We start from the raw sequence: 15617 nt of genomic DNA, 5'->3' as shown, positions 1-15617 counted from the left end.
TTCAAAAGTGAATGACGGGTATGTCTTTGGGACGATGGGGTCATCTTCCGGGTTTTCACTAGTGAGCGCGACCTAATGGCCTAGGGAGGGGTGCCCAAATTGCTCACCCTCGCCACCATCCCTTGCACCGGGCGCCGGTTACTGCACGCCCTTGAAGCCGGTATCCGCCACGATTTTTTTCCAGCGCCCGGCCTCCACGTTGACCATGCGCCGCGCGGCCGCGGTGCTGCTGCCCACAAGGCTGAAACCGGCATCCTCCAGCTTGCTGCGCAGGTCTGGTGCCTTGACGGCTGCAATCACCTGGTTGTTCAGCGTGGCGATCATTGAATCCGGCGTGCCCGCAGGCGCGAACAGGCAGAACCAGGCAGAGAAGTCCGCACCGGGGTAGCCGACCTCCCTGAAGGTGGGAATGTCGGGCAGCATGGACGAGCGCACCGGCGCGGTGGTGGCCAGGCCGCGCACCTTGCCGCCCTTGATCTGTGCAGAGGCCAGCGCAGTAGACATCAGCGCCGCCTGCACGTCGCCTGCAACGATGGCCGACACCGCATCGCCCGTGGCGCGGTAATGCACCGCCTCGACCTTGAAGTTGCCCTGCGCACCCAGCATCTCTGCGCCGAAGTGGCCGGGTGTGCCCGCGCCAAAGGTGCCAAAGTTCACCTTGTCTTTTGCGGCCGTGGCGGCCTTCACAAAATCACCATAGCTCTTTGCGGGGGAACTGGCCGGCACCACAAGAATGAAGTCGGTGCGCGCCACTTCAGAGATGACCACAAGCTCTTTGGCCGGGTCATAGGCCAGCCGTGCAAACGCGGCCGGCGCAATGCTGATGGCGCTCACGTCGGCAATCAGCAGGTTGTAGCCATCGGGCGGGCTTTTGGCGACGGCGCCTGCCGCAATCTGCCCGCCCGCACCGGCGCGGTTGTCGATGACAAAGGGCTGGTTCATGAGCTCGCCCATCTTCTGCCCCAGCAGCCGGGTCAGCACATCAGGGCCGGTACCCGGTGCAAACCCCACCGACAGCCTGATGGGCCGGCTGGGGTAATTCTGCGCAAACGCATGGGGTGCAAACGTGGCAGCCACACCTGCGGATACGCCGGTGGCGATGAGTTGCCTTCTTGAAATGTTGTGCTGTGTCATGTCTCTCTTCCTTTTCCTGGGTTGATTCTTGCTGTCTGTCTGTGATTCGGGGGTGAGCTGTGCATCGGGTGTCATTGGCCCGTAAAACGCGGGGGCCGCTTTTCCATGAATGCGCGCGGGCCTTCCTGTGCATCGGCGCTGGCAAACACGGTGCGGCGGCTGTCGTCTTCAATCGCATAACCTTCGCCAAGGCTGGCTCCGCTGGCTGCCATCACCGTGCGTTTGACCTGCTGCACGGCGAGCGGCCCGTTGGCCGCAATCTGGGCGGCCAGCGCCATCGCGCGTGGCAGTACCTGCTCGGGCGGCAACACCTCGTTGACCAGCCCTGCCTGCAGTGCGCGTTGTGCGTTGATGGGGCGGCCCGCCAGCATGATCTCCATGGCCAGCGCCTGCGGCACCTGGCGCGGCAGCCGCACCATTGACCCGGCAAACGGAATCAGGCCGCGCTGCACCTCGGGCAGGCCGAAGCTGGCGTGGCTGGCGGCAATGCGTATGTCCGTACCCAGCATCAGTTCAAAGCCGGCGGCAAGGCAGGCGCCGTTAATCGCTGCAATCACGGGCTTGTCGAGTGCAAAACCGCGCAGCGATGAAGCAGCCATCACTTGTGGCTCGTTCATCACGCGCCTGTCCCAGTCGTCGGCAGGCTCGCGTGCACCGGTCAGCAAGGGCAGTGTGCTGCCCAGGTCGCCACCGGCGCAAAAAGCAATATCTCCAGTGCCGGTGATGACCGCCACGCGCAGCGCGGCGTCATCACGAAGCATGACAAATGCATCAGCCAGCCTGCACAGCATTTCAGGCGTGAGCGCATTGCGCGCAGCGGGCCGGTTGATGGTGATGAGCAGTACCGCGCCGTCTTTCTCTACAGCCACATTCGGCAGGTTCAGGGCCTGGTCATTCATGCTGTTTGCGCCTCCAGCGGCCTGGTGACGGGGTCAATGTGGTACTTGAGCGCAAAGCCCTGCATCATGGCGCGCAGTGCAGGCATGGCTGCCTCTTCGCTGATGGTGAAGCGCACCACCTGCTCACGGCCTTCAATGGCCACATGCACGCGGGCACTGGCGTGCAGGCCGTTTTTTTGCAGCTGCTCTTCCATGACGGCCTGGGTCGCCATCACACGCAGTTCGGGTTTGAAGAGTTTGCCTATGGCCGTGACCGGCAGGGCTGGCAGTATGTGTATGGCTTTGGGGTAGGCAGGCCGTTCGGGGATGTGCTGCTGTGCAAAGGCCGACAGCTCTGCCGTATCAGCGGTGCATCCGGGCCGCAGTGACACATACGCCACAGGGATCTCGCCCGCATATTCATCCGGCGCGCCCACGGCCGCTGCCAGCAGCACAGCGGGGTGTCGCAGCAATGCGTCTTCAATCACGGCAGGGTCGATGTTGTGGCTGCTGCGGATGATCACGTCCTTGGCGCGGCCCGTGACAAACACATGCCCGGCAGCATCAATGTGGCCGATGTCGCCCGTGACCAGCCAGCCATCAGCGCTGAACACGCCTTCATTGCTGGCCGCGTTGGTGTAGCCCGGACCGACGTTGGGGCCGCGCAAACGCAAAATGCCTTCTTCGGTACTCACCTGCACCTCGGTAAACGGCAGCGGCAAGCCCACAGAGCCGGCGATGCGTGGCGCAGCGATGGGTTCAATCGCAATCACGCCGGCGCACTCTGTCATGCCCAGGATGTTGCGCACGCCAATCCCCATGCGCTGCTCGAATGCATCTGCCAGCTCGGTAGGCAGGGGTGAACCCCCCGTCAGCAGGCAGCGCACGCTGGCAAGGTCTTCGCCGTTTTTTTCAATCGTCATCAGCGTCGAGATGATGGTCGGTACTGCGGCCAGCAGGGTGATGCGGTGACGCTCGACAAACTTCCAGTAGGCCTTTGTAAAAGCAGTGTTGCGCATGCCCAGCAGCGTGGGCAGTACCACCTCGCCGCCCGCCAGCAGGGTCGACAGGCCATACACAAACGAGCCCGCCACATGAAACAGCGGAAACCCATTGAGCACCACGTCCTTCTCAGACGCGCCGTACATGCAGGCCGCGCCCCAGGCCGCATGCAGCTGGTTGGCATGGGTGTGCTGCGCCAGCTTGGGCTGGCCGGTGGTGCCGCCGGTGTGAAACAGGGCCGCAAGCCCGCCGCCATCACCGTGATGCGCTGGCAGTGGCTCGCCTGACATGGCGGCCAGGCTTAGGTCGAAATCCTGTGCCCCTGAACCGGCCGGTGCACCGCCCACGGCCAGCACGTGTTTGAGCGAAGGGCAACGCTGCATCAGGCCAGGCACTTTGGTCCAGATGTCCAGCTCGGCATTCGGCCCCAGCGCCACCAGTATGTTGATGTTGGCCGCGTTGATCAGGTCGGCAATGTGCTCTTCGCCCAGCAGGTAGTTGATGGGGCAGGCGATGCCGGCGGTCTCTGCACCCCAGAGCGTGAAATACGCCTGCGGAATGGCCGGCAGCAGCATGGCCACGCGTGCCTGCGCATCGCCCGCCAGCCCTGTAAACAGGCGCGCGGCCTGGCGTACGGTGTTGGCAAACTCTGCATGCGTCCAGCGCAGCGCGGGCTGCTCAAGGTTTGCCGACTGGATATACGTCAGGGCGGTGCGGTCTGCATGCAGGTGCGCCGCATGCTCAAGCCCCTGCAGCACGCAGCTGTGCGGCATGAAGTCCGTGTAAGGCCTGGCCTCTATGGCACGTATGTCCGCGATGTCCCTGATGGCTGGTACGCCGTGTGTGCCCAAGCTTTTGTCTCCCTGCGTTTGATGGCTGGGGCAAGCTTATGGGGGTGGCGGCGGCTTGTCTGTCCGCCGCGATGGTGACCGGGGAAACCCTTGGGTCGTGGTGTTGCGTGGTACTAATGCGCGGCTGGTTGCACGGGGGTAGCCTGCGTGCCCCAGGCCAGCGCCAGGGCAAAAAGTTCGTTGCGGTGGTGTATGCCCAGCCGGTCAAACGCGCGGTCACGGTAGGTCTTGACGGTACCTGCAGAAATGCCGAGATCGGTGGCGATGCCTTCATGCGTCCAGCCGCGCAGCAGCCTTTCGCAGACCTCGCGCTCGCGTGTGGGCAGGGTGGCCAGGGGGCCTGCCAAAGTTGGTTGTGCCTGCCCTTGTCCAAGCCGTATCTGCAGGTTGACGCAGGAGATCAGCGGCTCGCCCAGGCGGCAGAACAGGTCGATATCGGCGTCGCTGAAGCTGCCTTGCGCCTGATGGCGGTAGAAGTTGATGGCCAGCAGGCTGCCGTCATCGCGCTTGCGCACCAGTGATGCGCGCTCCTGCAGCCCGTTGCGGGTGTAGATGCCCCTGCGGTGCTCTACCGGAATCTCGTTGGCATGCCAGTAGGTGATGGCGGCCTCGCCGTTTTGCAGTTTTTCTTTCGCATCGTCGAAAGTCCGGTCGGCCAGGTAAACACCCTGGCGATAGAAATCGAATGCCTCGAAGGTCCGGTCGGGTACACGGTAGCTGCCGCCTATATGCATTTGCGGCGGGCTGTCGGCGTGCAGGCTGTAAACAGACAGCCAGGACAGCGGCAGCAGGGCGTTCAGCGCACTGAGGGCAGAAAACGCAAAGTTGTCCTGCTGCACGGCAGAAATCACGCCCGCAACAGCGTGCAACTCTTTGGCTGCCGAGGGCGCTGGCGCCAGGTCGTCGGGCTTGTCCAGGGGAACCAGAAACATGTGTCTCCTGTCGCGTTGTGGCGGCCTGCAGGGGCAAGCCTTTTCTTTCTTTTATGCATTATCCGCGTGCGGCCGGATGCAGGCAATTGCCCTGCACCGGCCAGCAGCGGGATCACCCCTTGCAGCGTTTGAAGGTGGCTGTCGAGCAGGCTTGAGCCGCCTGTGTGTAGGAGGCTGCGCCGTGGCCGGGTTGCATTCTGATACGCGCAGTACTCGGCAGGTAAACCCACGGTAAAACAGGACCAGGATTACACCGCGTTTACTTTTATCGTTCACGATGAAGGCACTGGAGCACCACATGGTGTTTTAGCGCAGTCCTTTGACCAACTGAAAGGATTGCTGGTTTTTCAAAACGAGCAAAACTGACAAAGGAGCCACTCATGAAAACGAAAATTCTCACAGCATCCCTGATTGCATCTGCGCTGTTTGCAGGGCTGGCTGCGACCCCGGCGATGGCACAGAACACCAACACGCCCAACATCGACCAGTCGCAGGCACAGATCAGCGCGCGCATTCAGCAGGGCCTGCAGTCTGGCCGCATCACGCCGTATGAAGCGCAAATGCTCTATCGCCGTGACCAGGACATCCAGAGCCGCGAAGCGCTCTACAAGTCTGACGGCCGCGCCACGCCGGCCGAGCGCCAGCAATTGCGCGCCGATGTAGCTGCCCTGAGCGCTGAGGTTGAGCGCGCCATCAACAACAGCTCTGTTGTTGCCGTGCCGCAGCCCGGCAACAACCTGGGCGGCATTGACAGCCGCGAGTTCAACCTGCGCGCCCGCATTGAAGAGGGCGTTCGTACCGGCCGCCTCAGCCAGCGTGAAGGCGACCGCTTCATGGCGCGTGAAGAGCAGATCGAACGACGCGAGGCCGCCTTCAGGTCTGATGGCGTGGTCACCCAGCAGGAACGCCGCCAGTTGCGCCAGCAACTCAATGTGCTGCGCGACCAGGTCGAGCGCCGGATCAACCCGCGCGGATAAGCGTTCTCACGCCCTGTCATTGCAGGCTTGACCCGCAATCCATCGCCAACGAAGCGGGGATGGATCCCGGATCACGTCCGGGATGACAGAGCCTAACCACAGGCCCCGGAGCGGGAGATCGCTACGGGGCTTTGTCATGTCAAAATCCCTGCAGCCCGGCACGCGCCCCGCATCGCCGGCTTCGCCTGAAGGGAACCACCCATGCCAGCCGACAACACCCCCCGTACCTCCGCCCGTGCGGGCCCACGCAGCTACCTGTATTACGACTGGATCATGGCCGCCTTTGTCTGCGTGCTGTTGTGCTCCAACTTCATAGGCGCCGCCAAGCAGGCCGTCATCAATGTGCCGCTGCTCGGGCCCATACCCTTTAGCGCCGGCATATTGTTCTTTCCCATTAGCTACATCTTTGGCGACATACTGACCGAGGTGTACGGCTATGCGCGCGACAGGCGCGTGGTGTGGGCCGGGTTTGGCGCACTGGTGTTTGCATCTTTCATGGCCTGGGTAGTGGTGAGTCTGCCGCCCGGCCCCAGCGACTACATGAAGGTCTACCAGCCCGCGCTGGATGTGGTTTTCGGCAACGCCTGGCGCATCGCCACCGGCTCGATCATCGCGTTCTGGTGCGGCAGTTTTGTCAACAGCTATGTCATGGCGAAGATGAAAATCTGGACCGAAGGCAAGGCGCTGTGGAGCCGCACGATTGGTTCAACCGTGGTCGGTGAGGCGGTCGATTCGTCACTGTTTTACTTCATTGCCTTTGCCGGCATCTGGCAGTTTGAAGATGTCATCAAGGTCGCGTTTGCGCAGTTCATGCTCAAGACTGCGTGGGAGATATTGATGACCCCTGTGACTTACAAGGTTGTGGGCTTTCTCAAGCGGAAGGAACGTGAAGATTATTACGACCTCCATACGGACTTCAACCCTTTCAGGGTCAAGGCCTGAAGTCTGTCATTGCGGGCTTGATGCGCAATCCATCTCAACCTGAGCGGGGATGGCGCGACCTGGTCCGGGCGCTCGTGCCCTTCTCGTAGAAGCCGGGGGTTGCCCGGCGGCAAGTCACTTTCTTTTGCATCGCCAAAAGAAAACTAACGAAAAGAAAAGGCGACCCTGTTCGTCGTCCCCTGCGGGGCACCCTGCGATGCTCGGTCCAGCCGGGGTCTGAAACAACTCGTTGCGCTCAGACAAGTTTCAGCCCTGATCCGTCTGGCCCTGTGCTTCTCGGCTCCTCTCCAAGGGTTTGGGGAGATAACGGCAATAACAGGAGCCAATGCCAATCTCCTCTTGCTGTCATTGCGGACTCGATCCGCAATCCATCTGCAACGAAGCGGGGATGGATCCCGGATCGAGTCCGGGATGACAGAAACAATCCCCGAATCCAAATTCATTCCCCCAACCCCTGCTGGCCGCGCCGAGGAGCGGAGATGGAGTCAGCAGAAAGGGGAAAAACTTGTTTGAGCCAAAGGCGAGTTGTTTTTCCCGTCAGCGTAATCGAGCACCGCAGGTTGCCCCGAAGGGGACGCGGACTGGGGGTCGCCTTTTCTTTTCGTTAGTTTTCTTTTGGCGAAGCAAAAGAAAAGTGACTTGCCGCCGGGCAACCCCCGGCTTCTACGTGAAGGGCACGCATTCAAACGAAAGCGCGGATGAATCCCCGACCGAGTCCGGTATGACCACAATCTCAAGCGCGGCCTCCGACCACGCTAAGCTACGCATATGCAATTTATTTTCCTGGTATTCCTCGTCTTCGCCATCAACTTTTTCATCAAGAAAAAGGAGCAGCGCCAGCGCATCATCCTTCTGGGCCGCCAGCTCGGCCAGTACCAGATTGAAAAACTCATGGAGACCCTGGCCGACGGCTATCTTCGGGCGCTGGGGGAGGCCGACGAAGACCGCCGCAACCAGGTCTGGCGTTACCTTGACACGGCCGAAGTGCAGTTCTGCGAACAGTTCAACAAGTTCAGCGCGCAGATGATGACGCTTGATGCAGCCGACACGCGCGTGAGCAAGTTTGCGGTCGGCTTTGCAATGGCCACAAAGATATTCCCCAAAAACACCTTCGATGTGCGCGAGGCCCTCGCCATTCACGCACGCGGTATTGAAAAAGCCGCCAAAAACGAAATGGGCCGCTCGCCACGCGACAAGGCCTTCACGCTGTCGGCTGAGCTGTTTTTAATGCAACACACCTGCCACTGGTTCTGCAACTCAAAAGACATCGCGTCTGCGCGCCTCCTGATGCGGCACAAGACGACCTATGCGCAAGTGCTTCAGGCGGTTGATGCCGATACACGCAGCGCGTACTGCGCCCTGACGGGCAGCAAGGAGACCCCATGACAGACCCTGCCGGTAATGACGAATCAGCCTCGGCACTGATTGACGCGAAGATCAAGTCGCTGGATGACTGGCGTGGCAAGACGCTTGCCCACGTTCGTGCCCTCATCAAAAAGGCTGACCCCGGGGTGCTTGAAGAAGTGAAGTGGCGGGGCGTGCCGGTCTGGTCGCATGACGGCATCATCTGCACCGGTGAAACCTACAAGAGCGCCGTGAAACTCACATTCGCCAAGGGCGCTTCGCTTGAAGACCCGTCAGGGCTTTTTAATGCAAGCCTTGAAGGCAACACCAGGCGTGCCATTGATTTGCATGAAGGCGATGCGCTCAATGAAGCGGCCTTCAAGAAGCTCATCAAGGCCGCCATCACCTTCAACGGGTCAAAGAAGAAACGTTAGTCGGGCTAGCTGCAGCTGTCGCCGGTGGCGCGCCTGAAGCTCTGGCCCTGCGCCAGAGCCAGGTTGCCCTGCGCTGATGCGATGCGCAGCGCATCGCCCGTGGCCTGCAACACCAGTTCGCCGTTATCGCCAGCCGGTGTGCGCAGTTCATTGCCGTTGATCGTGCCCTTAAGCGGACGCGTGCGGTCCCTGAAGGCCAGCGTGCCGTCAAAGGTCTGGTACTTTTGCGTCAGGCGAATGCTTGCGCCCCTGAACAGCCCCGCGCCGCACCACAGGCCGGCTACTTTTGCAGGCACCGTCCACAGAAGAATTTTGCTTGACTTCTCGCGGCCCACAGCCTTGTTTGGCACATCAACCACGGTCGTGCGGTCGGGCGCCCAGTCGCCCATGTCCCAGTCATGGGAGACGATGCGCGTGCCTGGCTTGAGCGCCAGGATGGCCGGGCGCAAGCTCAGGTTCACATCGGGCAGCAGATACATGGTGATGACGCTGGCGGGTGCCAGGTCGGTCTTGAACAAATCCTGCTCCCTGAACTCGGCCTTGTCCGCCACACCCGCATCACGCGCATTGGCCTTGCTTTGTTCAACCAGCCGCGGGTCGATTTCGACACCCAGCCCGGTCGCCTCAAAACGCTTGGCCGCCAGAATGACGATGCGCCCGTCACCCGAGCCCAGGTCAATCACATGGTCGCCCTTTTTGACGCCAGAGATGTTGAGCATTTCAAGCGTGACGTTGTCGGGCGATGTGACGAAGGGCACTTCTTCTGTGGGCTGCGCGTGGCTGTGGCCTGCGACAAGTGCCAGCGCGGCGGCAAAGATTGAAGCGAGAGGTGTGAAGTGACGTAGGTTGGCTTGCATGCTGTATTGGGGGTGTTTGGCTGATTCCCAGAGGTTACACCGGCTGTACCCAACGCGGGTTTTGTATGTGCCAATGCGGGGTCATGAAGAGGGCTCTTCGCGCGCCCATACCAGCAGCAAATTGTTGGCGGGCATGGCATGTCTCGCGATCAGTGTCAGCCCCGCTTTGGCCGCCTGCGCTTTCACATCTTCAATGCGGCGAATCCCCCAGGCCGGGTTGCGCTCGCGCAGGCTTTGGTCAAACGACAGGTTGCCCGGTGAGGTGGGTACGTCATCTTCTAGGTAAGGGCCATAGGTAACGAGTTTGCCGCCAGGCGCAAGGTGCCGCGCGCTGCCGCGCATCAGTGCGGCGCAGGTCACCCAGGGTGCGATGTGAAGCATGTTGGCGCAGTAAATCAGGTCAAAAAGCTGCGGGCCTTGAAACCAGCTGGCTGCCATTACATCAAGCACCACAGGCGCACGCACATTGCGCGCACCTTGTGCAGCGACCCAGGCGTCGATGGACCCAAACCCGTCGGCCTGTGCATCGCTGGGCTGCCACGTCCACCCCGGCAGGCCGGCGGCAAACCATGCCACATGCTGGCCGGTGCCTGACGCGATTTCAAGTGCGTTGCCGCGCGCTGGCAAGAGGCCCAGCAGCACGTCGAGGATGGGCTGCTTGTTGCGGTCTGCGGCGGGGCTGACGTTGGGTGATGACATGCGGTCATTAAACCGCAGTCCTGTCACAAGCGCAGCCACCGCACGCGCGCTCGAACCGCTGCGGTGCGGTGGCGGCGAAGTGACTCGCCTCGCCCGGCTGTCAGATGCCGGATGGAAGCGCTGCGGGGTTGGGCCCGGCAGGTGCCTTTGGTGCCCCGGCCCTTATCCGCGGCGCAATGGCTTGCGAGGCTGCGTGCCGGACGAAGGCCTGCTTGACCAGCGCAGGTTGCCAGTTGTGCGGCACGATCAGGACATCGCTGCGTGTGTCATCCCTGGCCGAGACATTCAGAATCCGGGCTGACACGCTCTCGAACATCAGGTCCGAGAAGGCAGAGGCAGGGTGTCTGCCCACAACGACCAGGTCCGAGCCGCTGCGTTGCTGTTGCACGACCGCCTGCGATGAGGGGTCTCCGCGCCCAATGGCCGACTGCACGCGGTTGCGTCTCGCGTCAGACGAATCGGTGAGTCGCACCATCCTGTCCTGTGCGTGTCGCAGGCATTGATCGCGGTAGACCCTGATATGGCGCTCCTGGACTTCGGCCTGCCGAAGCTTGCGCTCATTGGTGGTGTCGATAGCGTGGAAGAGTTCCACTTGTGCCGTCTTGCTGATGGCGCTGCCCACCTCCACAAGGGAGGGTGAAGCTTCAGTGAAATCAACCGCGACCAGCAGCTTGCGGTAAGGTTGTTCAGCGCGGCGGCGCGCCAGCAGAACCGGGCGCCTGGCGCTGCGCAGCAGTTCATCGACAGGCTGGCCCATGAAGAACGACCGCAGGCTGCGCATCGGTGCAACGCCCCACACCACAAGGTCGGCAGCGCGCACCTCGGGCAAAAGCGCATCGACAGTGTGTGCCACGCGGGCTGCAGCGCGAACCTCGATGCCGTGCAATTGCGCAAGCTGCCGGGCGTGCTGGCCAAGCCAGTCTGCCGCATCGGGTGGCTGCACGTCTGTGGGGTGGGCCAGGCAGGCCAGGGTGAGGACTGCACCGTGCTCGGTAGCCAGTAACGCCGCGCGCTCCAGCGCCCGGGTTCCGTGACTGGAGAAATCGGTCACAGCAAGAATAAAACGAGGGGTCATGGCGCACTCCTTTCTTTTTGAAAAACCGCAGATGGCGGATAGCGATAAACGGATAAGCGGATTAACGGGTGTAGTCACCCGTGGCTTCAGGCTGGTACTGGATGGCAACGATCTGCGCGGCGCAGCCCTCTCCGTGGGGCGTGAGCCACCGGGCGGTGTCGCCAGCCCTCAAGCCCAGCAGGCTGCTGCCCACGGGCGATAGCACAGAAATGTGTTCCGCGGTGGGCTCTGCGTCGCCGGGGTAGCAGATGGTGAGAACCTGGCGGTGGTGCGTGTGCACATCCACGACTTCCACGCGCGAATTCATCGTGACAAGGTCGTCGGGCGCGGCGCGAGAGCCCGTCACCTCCGCGCTCTCGAACCAGTCGGCCAGGTGGGCAGGGCGCTGCTGGCTCAGCAGCTTGTTGAGACGGGCGTAGTCAATATCGGTAAGCGTGCGCTCGCCGTGAACCATTGCATGCATGGCTGCACTCCATCAAAAGCGGACGCCGGCTGTGAAGGGCGTTCGCGTACGCGCGGGGCTGTGGCCCGGCGGTGGATGGTTGCGCTGAAAGGGAGGGAGCGGACCGCCGGGCTTAGGAGAGTGCTGGCGTCAGCTGGCGACGCAGGGAGCAGATGTGGAAGCAGGTCATGTATGCATTTTAGGAGAGAAGCGATAACCGCACACTTCTTGCCAGATTAAGTACGGTGATCCAGAACTTGACGGGGAGCGAACATGGCTATTCATCAGGCGCAAGCAGGCGCAAATTCCTGAAGCTGGCGGTCCGGCGTAGTGGCCGCAATATCTCTAGCTGTTGTCAGGCTGATCTTCAGCCTCACGCCAAGTGCCCTGCGCCAGTCCGTCAATTGAGTAGGGCCCGACAGCAGCACGTATCAGCCGCAGCGTCGGAAAGCCCACCGCAGCCGTCATGCGCCGCACCTGCCGGTTGCGCCCTTCACGAATCACCAGCTCCAGCCACGATGTCGGTTGCGCCTGCCGCACGCGTATCGGCGGGTCGCGTGGCCAAAGCGCGGGCGGTTCACCCATGCACTCTGCACGCGCAGGCAGCGTCAACCCGTCATTGAGCTGTACGCCCGCACGCAAGGCGGCCAGCGCAGCGTCATCAGGCACGCCTTCAAGCTGCACCCAATAGGTCTTTTCCATCTTGAAGCGCGGGTCTGCAATGCGCGCCTGCAACTTGCCGTCGCTGGTCAGCAGCAACAAGCCTTCACTGTCGGCGTCCAGGCGGCCGGCCACATAGACATCGGGAATGTTGATGAAGTCCTTCAACCCACGCCAGCGCCCTTCAGCGGTGAACTGGCTGAGGACGCCGTAGGGCTTGTTGAAGCAGATCAGGTGGGGGATGGGTGGTTTGAGTTGCAAGGCTTGGCTGCCATGATGGCGATGCGTCTGTGACCCTAGCCCAGTCAATCAAATGGAAGCCCTTTTTAACAACCGAAATGCTCAGCATTTCAAGCTTGACGTTGTCGTGGGCGGAAATGGCGGGGTCAGCAGTCATTCATATGAGATGGAAATCTTGAGGCCACAGAAAATACGGCCCGAAACGCCCCTTCGCAATAAACTCCAGGCCAGCGTTCTCTCCTTTTGGTGTCAGGTCGTGCTTGTCACCATTCAGGACCAAATAGCCAAGTTCTGTTGCCCGATCCAAAAGCTGTGCTGTTTTCAGTCCCAATTTCTGGGCCAACTTTCCCGAGGGAAGTTTGTCGCTTGTAGTCTCAACCTCAGCATTCCGGTCGGCGTCATGGGTCACCGCTGGCGATTCACTGGTAACCCGTTCAAGAGAAATACGCACTTCATCGCTGATGCGGATTATTCGCTGTGCTTCTTCATACGCATCTTTGTAGAGTTGGGTATCTTCTGCGCGCTGAATAAGGATGCCCATCTCATTGTTATTAACTTGACTGAACTCATAGAGATTTAGGCTTGTGACAATACATAATTCTTCGTTCATGTAGCACTTCGCGTGCAGATTTTTGCAGAAGCTTGTACGTATATAGGTCAGACCACGTAGCCATTCAATCTCCTGCGGTTGCAACTCGCTTTTGCCATACACGATGCGCACGTCAATCTTCAGCCTGTTCTTATCGGCAAGCAGCTCTTTCATCCGGTCGTTAAGTTTGAGAAAGGGGCTGATCAGAATCAGACGGTCAGAAGCCCCCTTGATCAATTCCTCCAGGAAATAGTTTGTAGCGCTGGTGTTTAGAAACTTTGCCATAGAGTTTTATTGATTCCAGGAGAATGAAATACGGGTTGCTATCTAGCTACTTTGGTGGACTTGTACAGATTTACTTGCCCCAACTATCCTTCATCCCAGTCACCCGATTGAACACAGGCTTACCCTCGGTGTGATCCACAAGATCCGTCACAAAGTACCCATGCCGCTCAAACTGAAAGCGCTGACCGGCAGGTACTTTTGCCAGTGAGGGTTCGACATACGCCGTCACCACTTTCAGGCTGTCGGCGTTCAGGTTCTCCAGAAAATCTTTTCCGTTCGCTTCAGGGTGCGCTTCGGTGAACAGGCGGTCGTACAAACGTACTTCGGCTTCTACGGCATCGTTCACACCCACCCAGGTGATGACGCCCTTGACCTTGATGGCGTCTGAGCCCGGCGTTCCGCTCTTGGTGTCGGGGATGAGTCTGGCATGCACTTCAGTGACCTTGCCGTCTGCATCTTTGCTTGCGCCAATGCATTCAATGACGTGGCCGTACTTCAGGCGCACCTTGCTGCCGGCGATGGCCTGGTTGCTGGCGTTGGTGTGTGGCGGGAAGAGGCGGAAGAAGCCCTTGGGCGGCACTTCTTCATAGTCGGTGCGTTCTATCCACACCTCTTTGCCGATTTTGAAGTGGCGTTTGCCCATGTCTTCATGGTGCGGGTGCACCGGGGCAGAGCAATCGTCGAGCACACCTGCACCCATGACCTCATCCCAGTTGGTGAGCACCAGCCTGACGGGGTCGAGCACAGCCATGGCGCGGGGGGCGATGGGGTCCAGGGTGTCGCGCAGTGCGCCTTCTAGCGTGCTGTAGTCGATCCAGCTGTCGCTTTTGGTCACGCCTATGCGTTCGGCAAACAGTTGAATGGCCTCTGGCGTGTAGCCGCGGCGGCGCAGGCCGACGATGGTGGGCATGCGCGGGTCGTCCCATCCGTTGACGCGCTTTTCATTGACGAGCTGGGCCAGCTTGCGTTTGCTGGTGAGCACATAAGTGAGGTTGAGGCGCGCAAACTCGTATTGATGCGGCATTGGGCCTCGCGCAACGTCCGGGTTCAGCGTTGTCGCAAAGTCGGGACGTGAGCTAAAAAATCTTGGTCCGAATTCGTGCAAAGAGAAATATCGATCTTCACTGAGTTTGCTCACGAATGCTGTCTCGGCTTCTTTAAAGGCCTGCTCATTTGCCATAAGTTTGGCAGTCAGTCCGGAATGCGCGATTTGCTGGAAATGTCGTTGCGGATCAAGATGACGATAGGAAATCCAGCAATGTCCGGCAAACTCAGCGACCCCAGAAGGATCTTCCCGAAACTGTTCGACTATTGCGCTGATCCATTTGTCCCAAGATTCCGGCGAGAAAAGTTCAATCAACTGGCACATCACCCAGTCGTAAAACGGCCGTTGATCTTCAAATTCAAGCGTGCAAATACTGTGAGTAATTCGCTCAAGCGCGTCTTCAACCGGGTGGGCGAAGGTGTACATCGGGTAGATGCACCAGGTGTCGCCGGTGTTGTGGTGGTGCGCGCGGCGAATGCGGTAAATGGCCGGGTCGCGCATGTTGATGTTGGGCGAGGCCATGTCGATCTTTGCGCGCAGCACGGCGGCGCCGTCGGGCAGCTTGCCGTCACGCATCTCCCTGAAGCGCGCCAGGTTTTCAGCCGGCGTGCGGGTGCGGAAGGGGCTGTCGGTGCCGGGGTGGCCGAAGTCGCCGCGGTTGTGGCGCATCTCTTCGGCGGTCTGTTCATCGACGTATGCGTTGCCTGACTCGATGAGGTATTCGGCCGCACGGTACATGAAGTCAAAATAGTCGCTGGCCTGGAAGGGCGCATCGCTGCCGGGTGCGTGGCCGATCTGGGCCCAGTCAAAGCCCAGCCACTTCACCGCATCAATGATGGAGTTGACGTATTCGGTGTCTTCTTTTTCGGGGTTGGTGTCGTCAAAACGCAGGTGGCAGACGCCGCCGTATTCACGCGCCAGGCCAAAGTTGAGGCAAATGCTTTTGGCGTGGCCCACATGCAGGTAGCCGTTGGGCTCTGGCGGAAAGCGCATGCGCACTTTGGCAGGGTCGGGCTGGCCTGCGGCGTGGTGGGCTGCGTCGCCCGGGCTGCCGCCCCAGGTGCGGGCGGCGTAGGTGCCTTCAGCCAGGTCTTTTTCGATGATCTGGCGCAAAAAGTTGCTGGGCTTGTGGGTTTCTTTGTCTGCGGGAGCGGGGGAGGTCATTCAATGATTTTAGGGGCAGGGGCGGGTTTGCCCTGTGGGCCGTGTAAAGCCCGGGTTTCGCTTACGT

15 protein-coding genes are annotated in these 15617 nt (G+C 60.6%); 4 read left to right on the top strand and 11 right to left on the bottom strand.

The features are described 5' to 3' along the window. Nucleotides 1–138 precede the first annotated feature (138 nt). The 4 genes from HYX42_RS10840 to HYX42_RS10825 all read right to left on the bottom strand — a co-directional run bounded on the left by HYX42_RS10840 (nucleotide 139) and on the right by HYX42_RS10825 (nucleotide 4797). Nucleotides 139–1134: a tripartite tricarboxylate transporter substrate-binding protein gene (locus HYX42_RS10840; protein WP_293402785.1), complete on the bottom strand. Its 996-nt coding sequence runs from the start codon at nucleotides 1132–1134 to the stop codon at nucleotides 139–141. Nucleotides 1135–1205: 71 nt separating this feature from the next. Beyond that, on the bottom strand, nucleotides 1206–2033 hold the full coding sequence (locus HYX42_RS10835; RefSeq protein ID WP_293402783.1) for an enoyl-CoA hydratase-related protein: 828 nt from the start codon (nucleotides 2031–2033) through the stop codon (nucleotides 1206–1208). Continuing rightward, a complete protein-coding gene (locus HYX42_RS10830) occupies nucleotides 2030–3865 on the bottom strand; it encodes an AMP-binding protein (protein ID WP_293402781.1) in 1836 nt (611 codons plus the stop codon). Before HYX42_RS10830 ends, HYX42_RS10835 begins: the two co-directional genes overlap by 4 nt. Before the next feature lie 113 nt (nucleotides 3866–3978). Beyond that, the gene (locus HYX42_RS10825; RefSeq protein WP_293402779.1) at nucleotides 3979–4797 is read right to left on the bottom strand and encodes a LuxR family transcriptional regulator; all 819 of its coding nucleotides are present in this window, start codon (nucleotides 4795–4797) and stop codon (nucleotides 3979–3981) included. Nucleotides 4798–5177: 380 nt separating this feature from the next. Between HYX42_RS10825 and HYX42_RS10820 the strand changes: the two genes are divergently transcribed. From HYX42_RS10820 to HYX42_RS10805, 4 genes are all read left to right on the top strand, one after another. Then, on the top strand, nucleotides 5178–5774 hold the full coding sequence (locus HYX42_RS10820) for a hypothetical protein (protein WP_293402777.1): 597 nt from the start codon (nucleotides 5178–5180) through the stop codon (nucleotides 5772–5774). Between the two features lie 201 nt (nucleotides 5775–5975). Continuing rightward, complete coding sequence (locus HYX42_RS10815; RefSeq protein WP_293402775.1) at nucleotides 5976–6716, top strand: queuosine precursor transporter; 741 nt, start codon at nucleotides 5976–5978, stop codon at nucleotides 6714–6716. 768 nt (nucleotides 6717–7484) lie between these two features. Then, nucleotides 7485–8102: a hypothetical protein gene (locus HYX42_RS10810; RefSeq protein ID WP_293402773.1), complete on the top strand. Its 618-nt coding sequence runs from the start codon at nucleotides 7485–7487 to the stop codon at nucleotides 8100–8102. Continuing rightward, the gene (locus tag HYX42_RS10805; protein ID WP_293402771.1) at nucleotides 8099–8494 is read left to right on the top strand and encodes a DUF1801 domain-containing protein; all 396 of its coding nucleotides are present in this window, start codon (nucleotides 8099–8101) and stop codon (nucleotides 8492–8494) included. Before HYX42_RS10810 ends, HYX42_RS10805 begins: the two co-directional genes overlap by 4 nt. 5 nt (nucleotides 8495–8499) lie before the next feature. On the opposite strand, the gene HYX42_RS10800 is transcribed toward HYX42_RS10805, so the two are convergent. The 7 genes from HYX42_RS10800 to HYX42_RS10770 all read right to left on the bottom strand — a co-directional run bounded on the left by HYX42_RS10800 (nucleotide 8500) and on the right by HYX42_RS10770 (nucleotide 15550). Beyond that, the gene (locus HYX42_RS10800) at nucleotides 8500–9351 is read right to left on the bottom strand and encodes a methyltransferase domain-containing protein (protein WP_293402769.1); all 852 of its coding nucleotides are present in this window, start codon (nucleotides 9349–9351) and stop codon (nucleotides 8500–8502) included. 81 nt (nucleotides 9352–9432) lie between these two features. Further along, the gene (locus HYX42_RS10795; protein ID WP_293402767.1) at nucleotides 9433–10050 is read right to left on the bottom strand and encodes a DUF938 domain-containing protein; all 618 of its coding nucleotides are present in this window, start codon (nucleotides 10048–10050) and stop codon (nucleotides 9433–9435) included. Between the two features lie 100 nt (nucleotides 10051–10150). Next, entirely contained in the window at nucleotides 10151–11125 is a 975-nt protein-coding gene (locus HYX42_RS10790) for a universal stress protein (protein ID WP_293402765.1), read from the bottom strand. A gap of 61 nt (nucleotides 11126–11186) precedes the next feature. Next, a complete protein-coding gene (locus HYX42_RS10785) occupies nucleotides 11187–11588 on the bottom strand; it encodes a GreA/GreB family elongation factor (RefSeq protein WP_293402763.1) in 402 nt (133 codons plus the stop codon). 324 nt (nucleotides 11589–11912) lie between these two features. After that, nucleotides 11913–12488, bottom strand: coding sequence for a pseudouridine synthase (locus tag HYX42_RS10780; RefSeq protein WP_293402761.1), 576 nt, complete (start codon nucleotides 12486–12488; stop codon nucleotides 11913–11915). 136 nt (nucleotides 12489–12624) lie between these two features. Beyond that, on the bottom strand, nucleotides 12625–13341 hold the full coding sequence (locus tag HYX42_RS10775; protein ID WP_293402759.1) for a phospholipase D family protein: 717 nt from the start codon (nucleotides 13339–13341) through the stop codon (nucleotides 12625–12627). 70 nt (nucleotides 13342–13411) lie between these two features. Beyond that, nucleotides 13412–15550, bottom strand: a complete 2139-nt coding sequence (locus tag HYX42_RS10770; RefSeq protein ID WP_293402757.1) for a glutamine--tRNA ligase — start codon at nucleotides 15548–15550, stop codon at nucleotides 13412–13414. Nucleotides 15551–15617: the final 67 nt, after the last annotated feature.

Origin of the sequence: Polaromonas sp., assembly GCF_016185115.1 — a bacterium.
Lineage (GTDB): Bacteria > Pseudomonadota > Gammaproteobacteria > Burkholderiales > Burkholderiaceae_C > Polaromonas.
Note: the sequence above shows the minus strand (reverse complement) of the source record. Positions and strands in the feature narration are given on the sequence as shown.

What these genes read in the sequence shown, in the direction of transcription:
- HYX42_RS10835 (WP_293402783.1), bottom strand. Translation starts at nt 2,033, where the DNA reads ATGAATGACCAGGCCCTGAACCTGCCGAATGTGGCTGTAGAGAAAGAC.
- HYX42_RS10810 (WP_293402773.1), top strand. Translation starts at nt 7,485, where the DNA reads ATGCAATTTATTTTCCTGGTATTCCTCGTCTTCGCCATCAACTTTTTC.
- HYX42_RS10775 (WP_293402759.1), bottom strand. Translation starts at nt 13,341, where the DNA reads ATGGCAAAGTTTCTAAACACCAGCGCTACAAACTATTTCCTGGAGGAA.
- HYX42_RS10825 (WP_293402779.1), bottom strand. Translation starts at nt 4,797, where the DNA reads ATGTTTCTGGTTCCCCTGGACAAGCCCGACGACCTGGCGCCAGCGCCC.
- HYX42_RS10840 (WP_293402785.1), bottom strand. Translation starts at nt 1,134, where the DNA reads ATGACACAGCACAACATTTCAAGAAGGCAACTCATCGCCACCGGCGTA.
- HYX42_RS10790 (WP_293402765.1), bottom strand. Translation starts at nt 11,125, where the DNA reads ATGACCCCTCGTTTTATTCTTGCTGTGACCGATTTCTCCAGTCACGGA.
- HYX42_RS10770 (WP_293402757.1), bottom strand. Translation starts at nt 15,550, where the DNA reads ATGACCTCCCCCGCTCCCGCAGACAAAGAAACCCACAAGCCCAGCAAC.
- HYX42_RS10820 (WP_293402777.1), top strand. Translation starts at nt 5,178, where the DNA reads ATGAAAACGAAAATTCTCACAGCATCCCTGATTGCATCTGCGCTGTTT.
- HYX42_RS10785 (WP_293402763.1), bottom strand. Translation starts at nt 11,588, where the DNA reads ATGCATGCAATGGTTCACGGCGAGCGCACGCTTACCGATATTGACTAC.
- HYX42_RS10805 (WP_293402771.1), top strand. Translation starts at nt 8,099, where the DNA reads ATGACAGACCCTGCCGGTAATGACGAATCAGCCTCGGCACTGATTGAC.
- HYX42_RS10815 (WP_293402775.1), top strand. Translation starts at nt 5,976, where the DNA reads ATGCCAGCCGACAACACCCCCCGTACCTCCGCCCGTGCGGGCCCACGC.
- HYX42_RS10800 (WP_293402769.1), bottom strand. Translation starts at nt 9,351, where the DNA reads ATGCAAGCCAACCTACGTCACTTCACACCTCTCGCTTCAATCTTTGCC.
- HYX42_RS10795 (WP_293402767.1), bottom strand. Translation starts at nt 10,050, where the DNA reads ATGTCATCACCCAACGTCAGCCCCGCCGCAGACCGCAACAAGCAGCCC.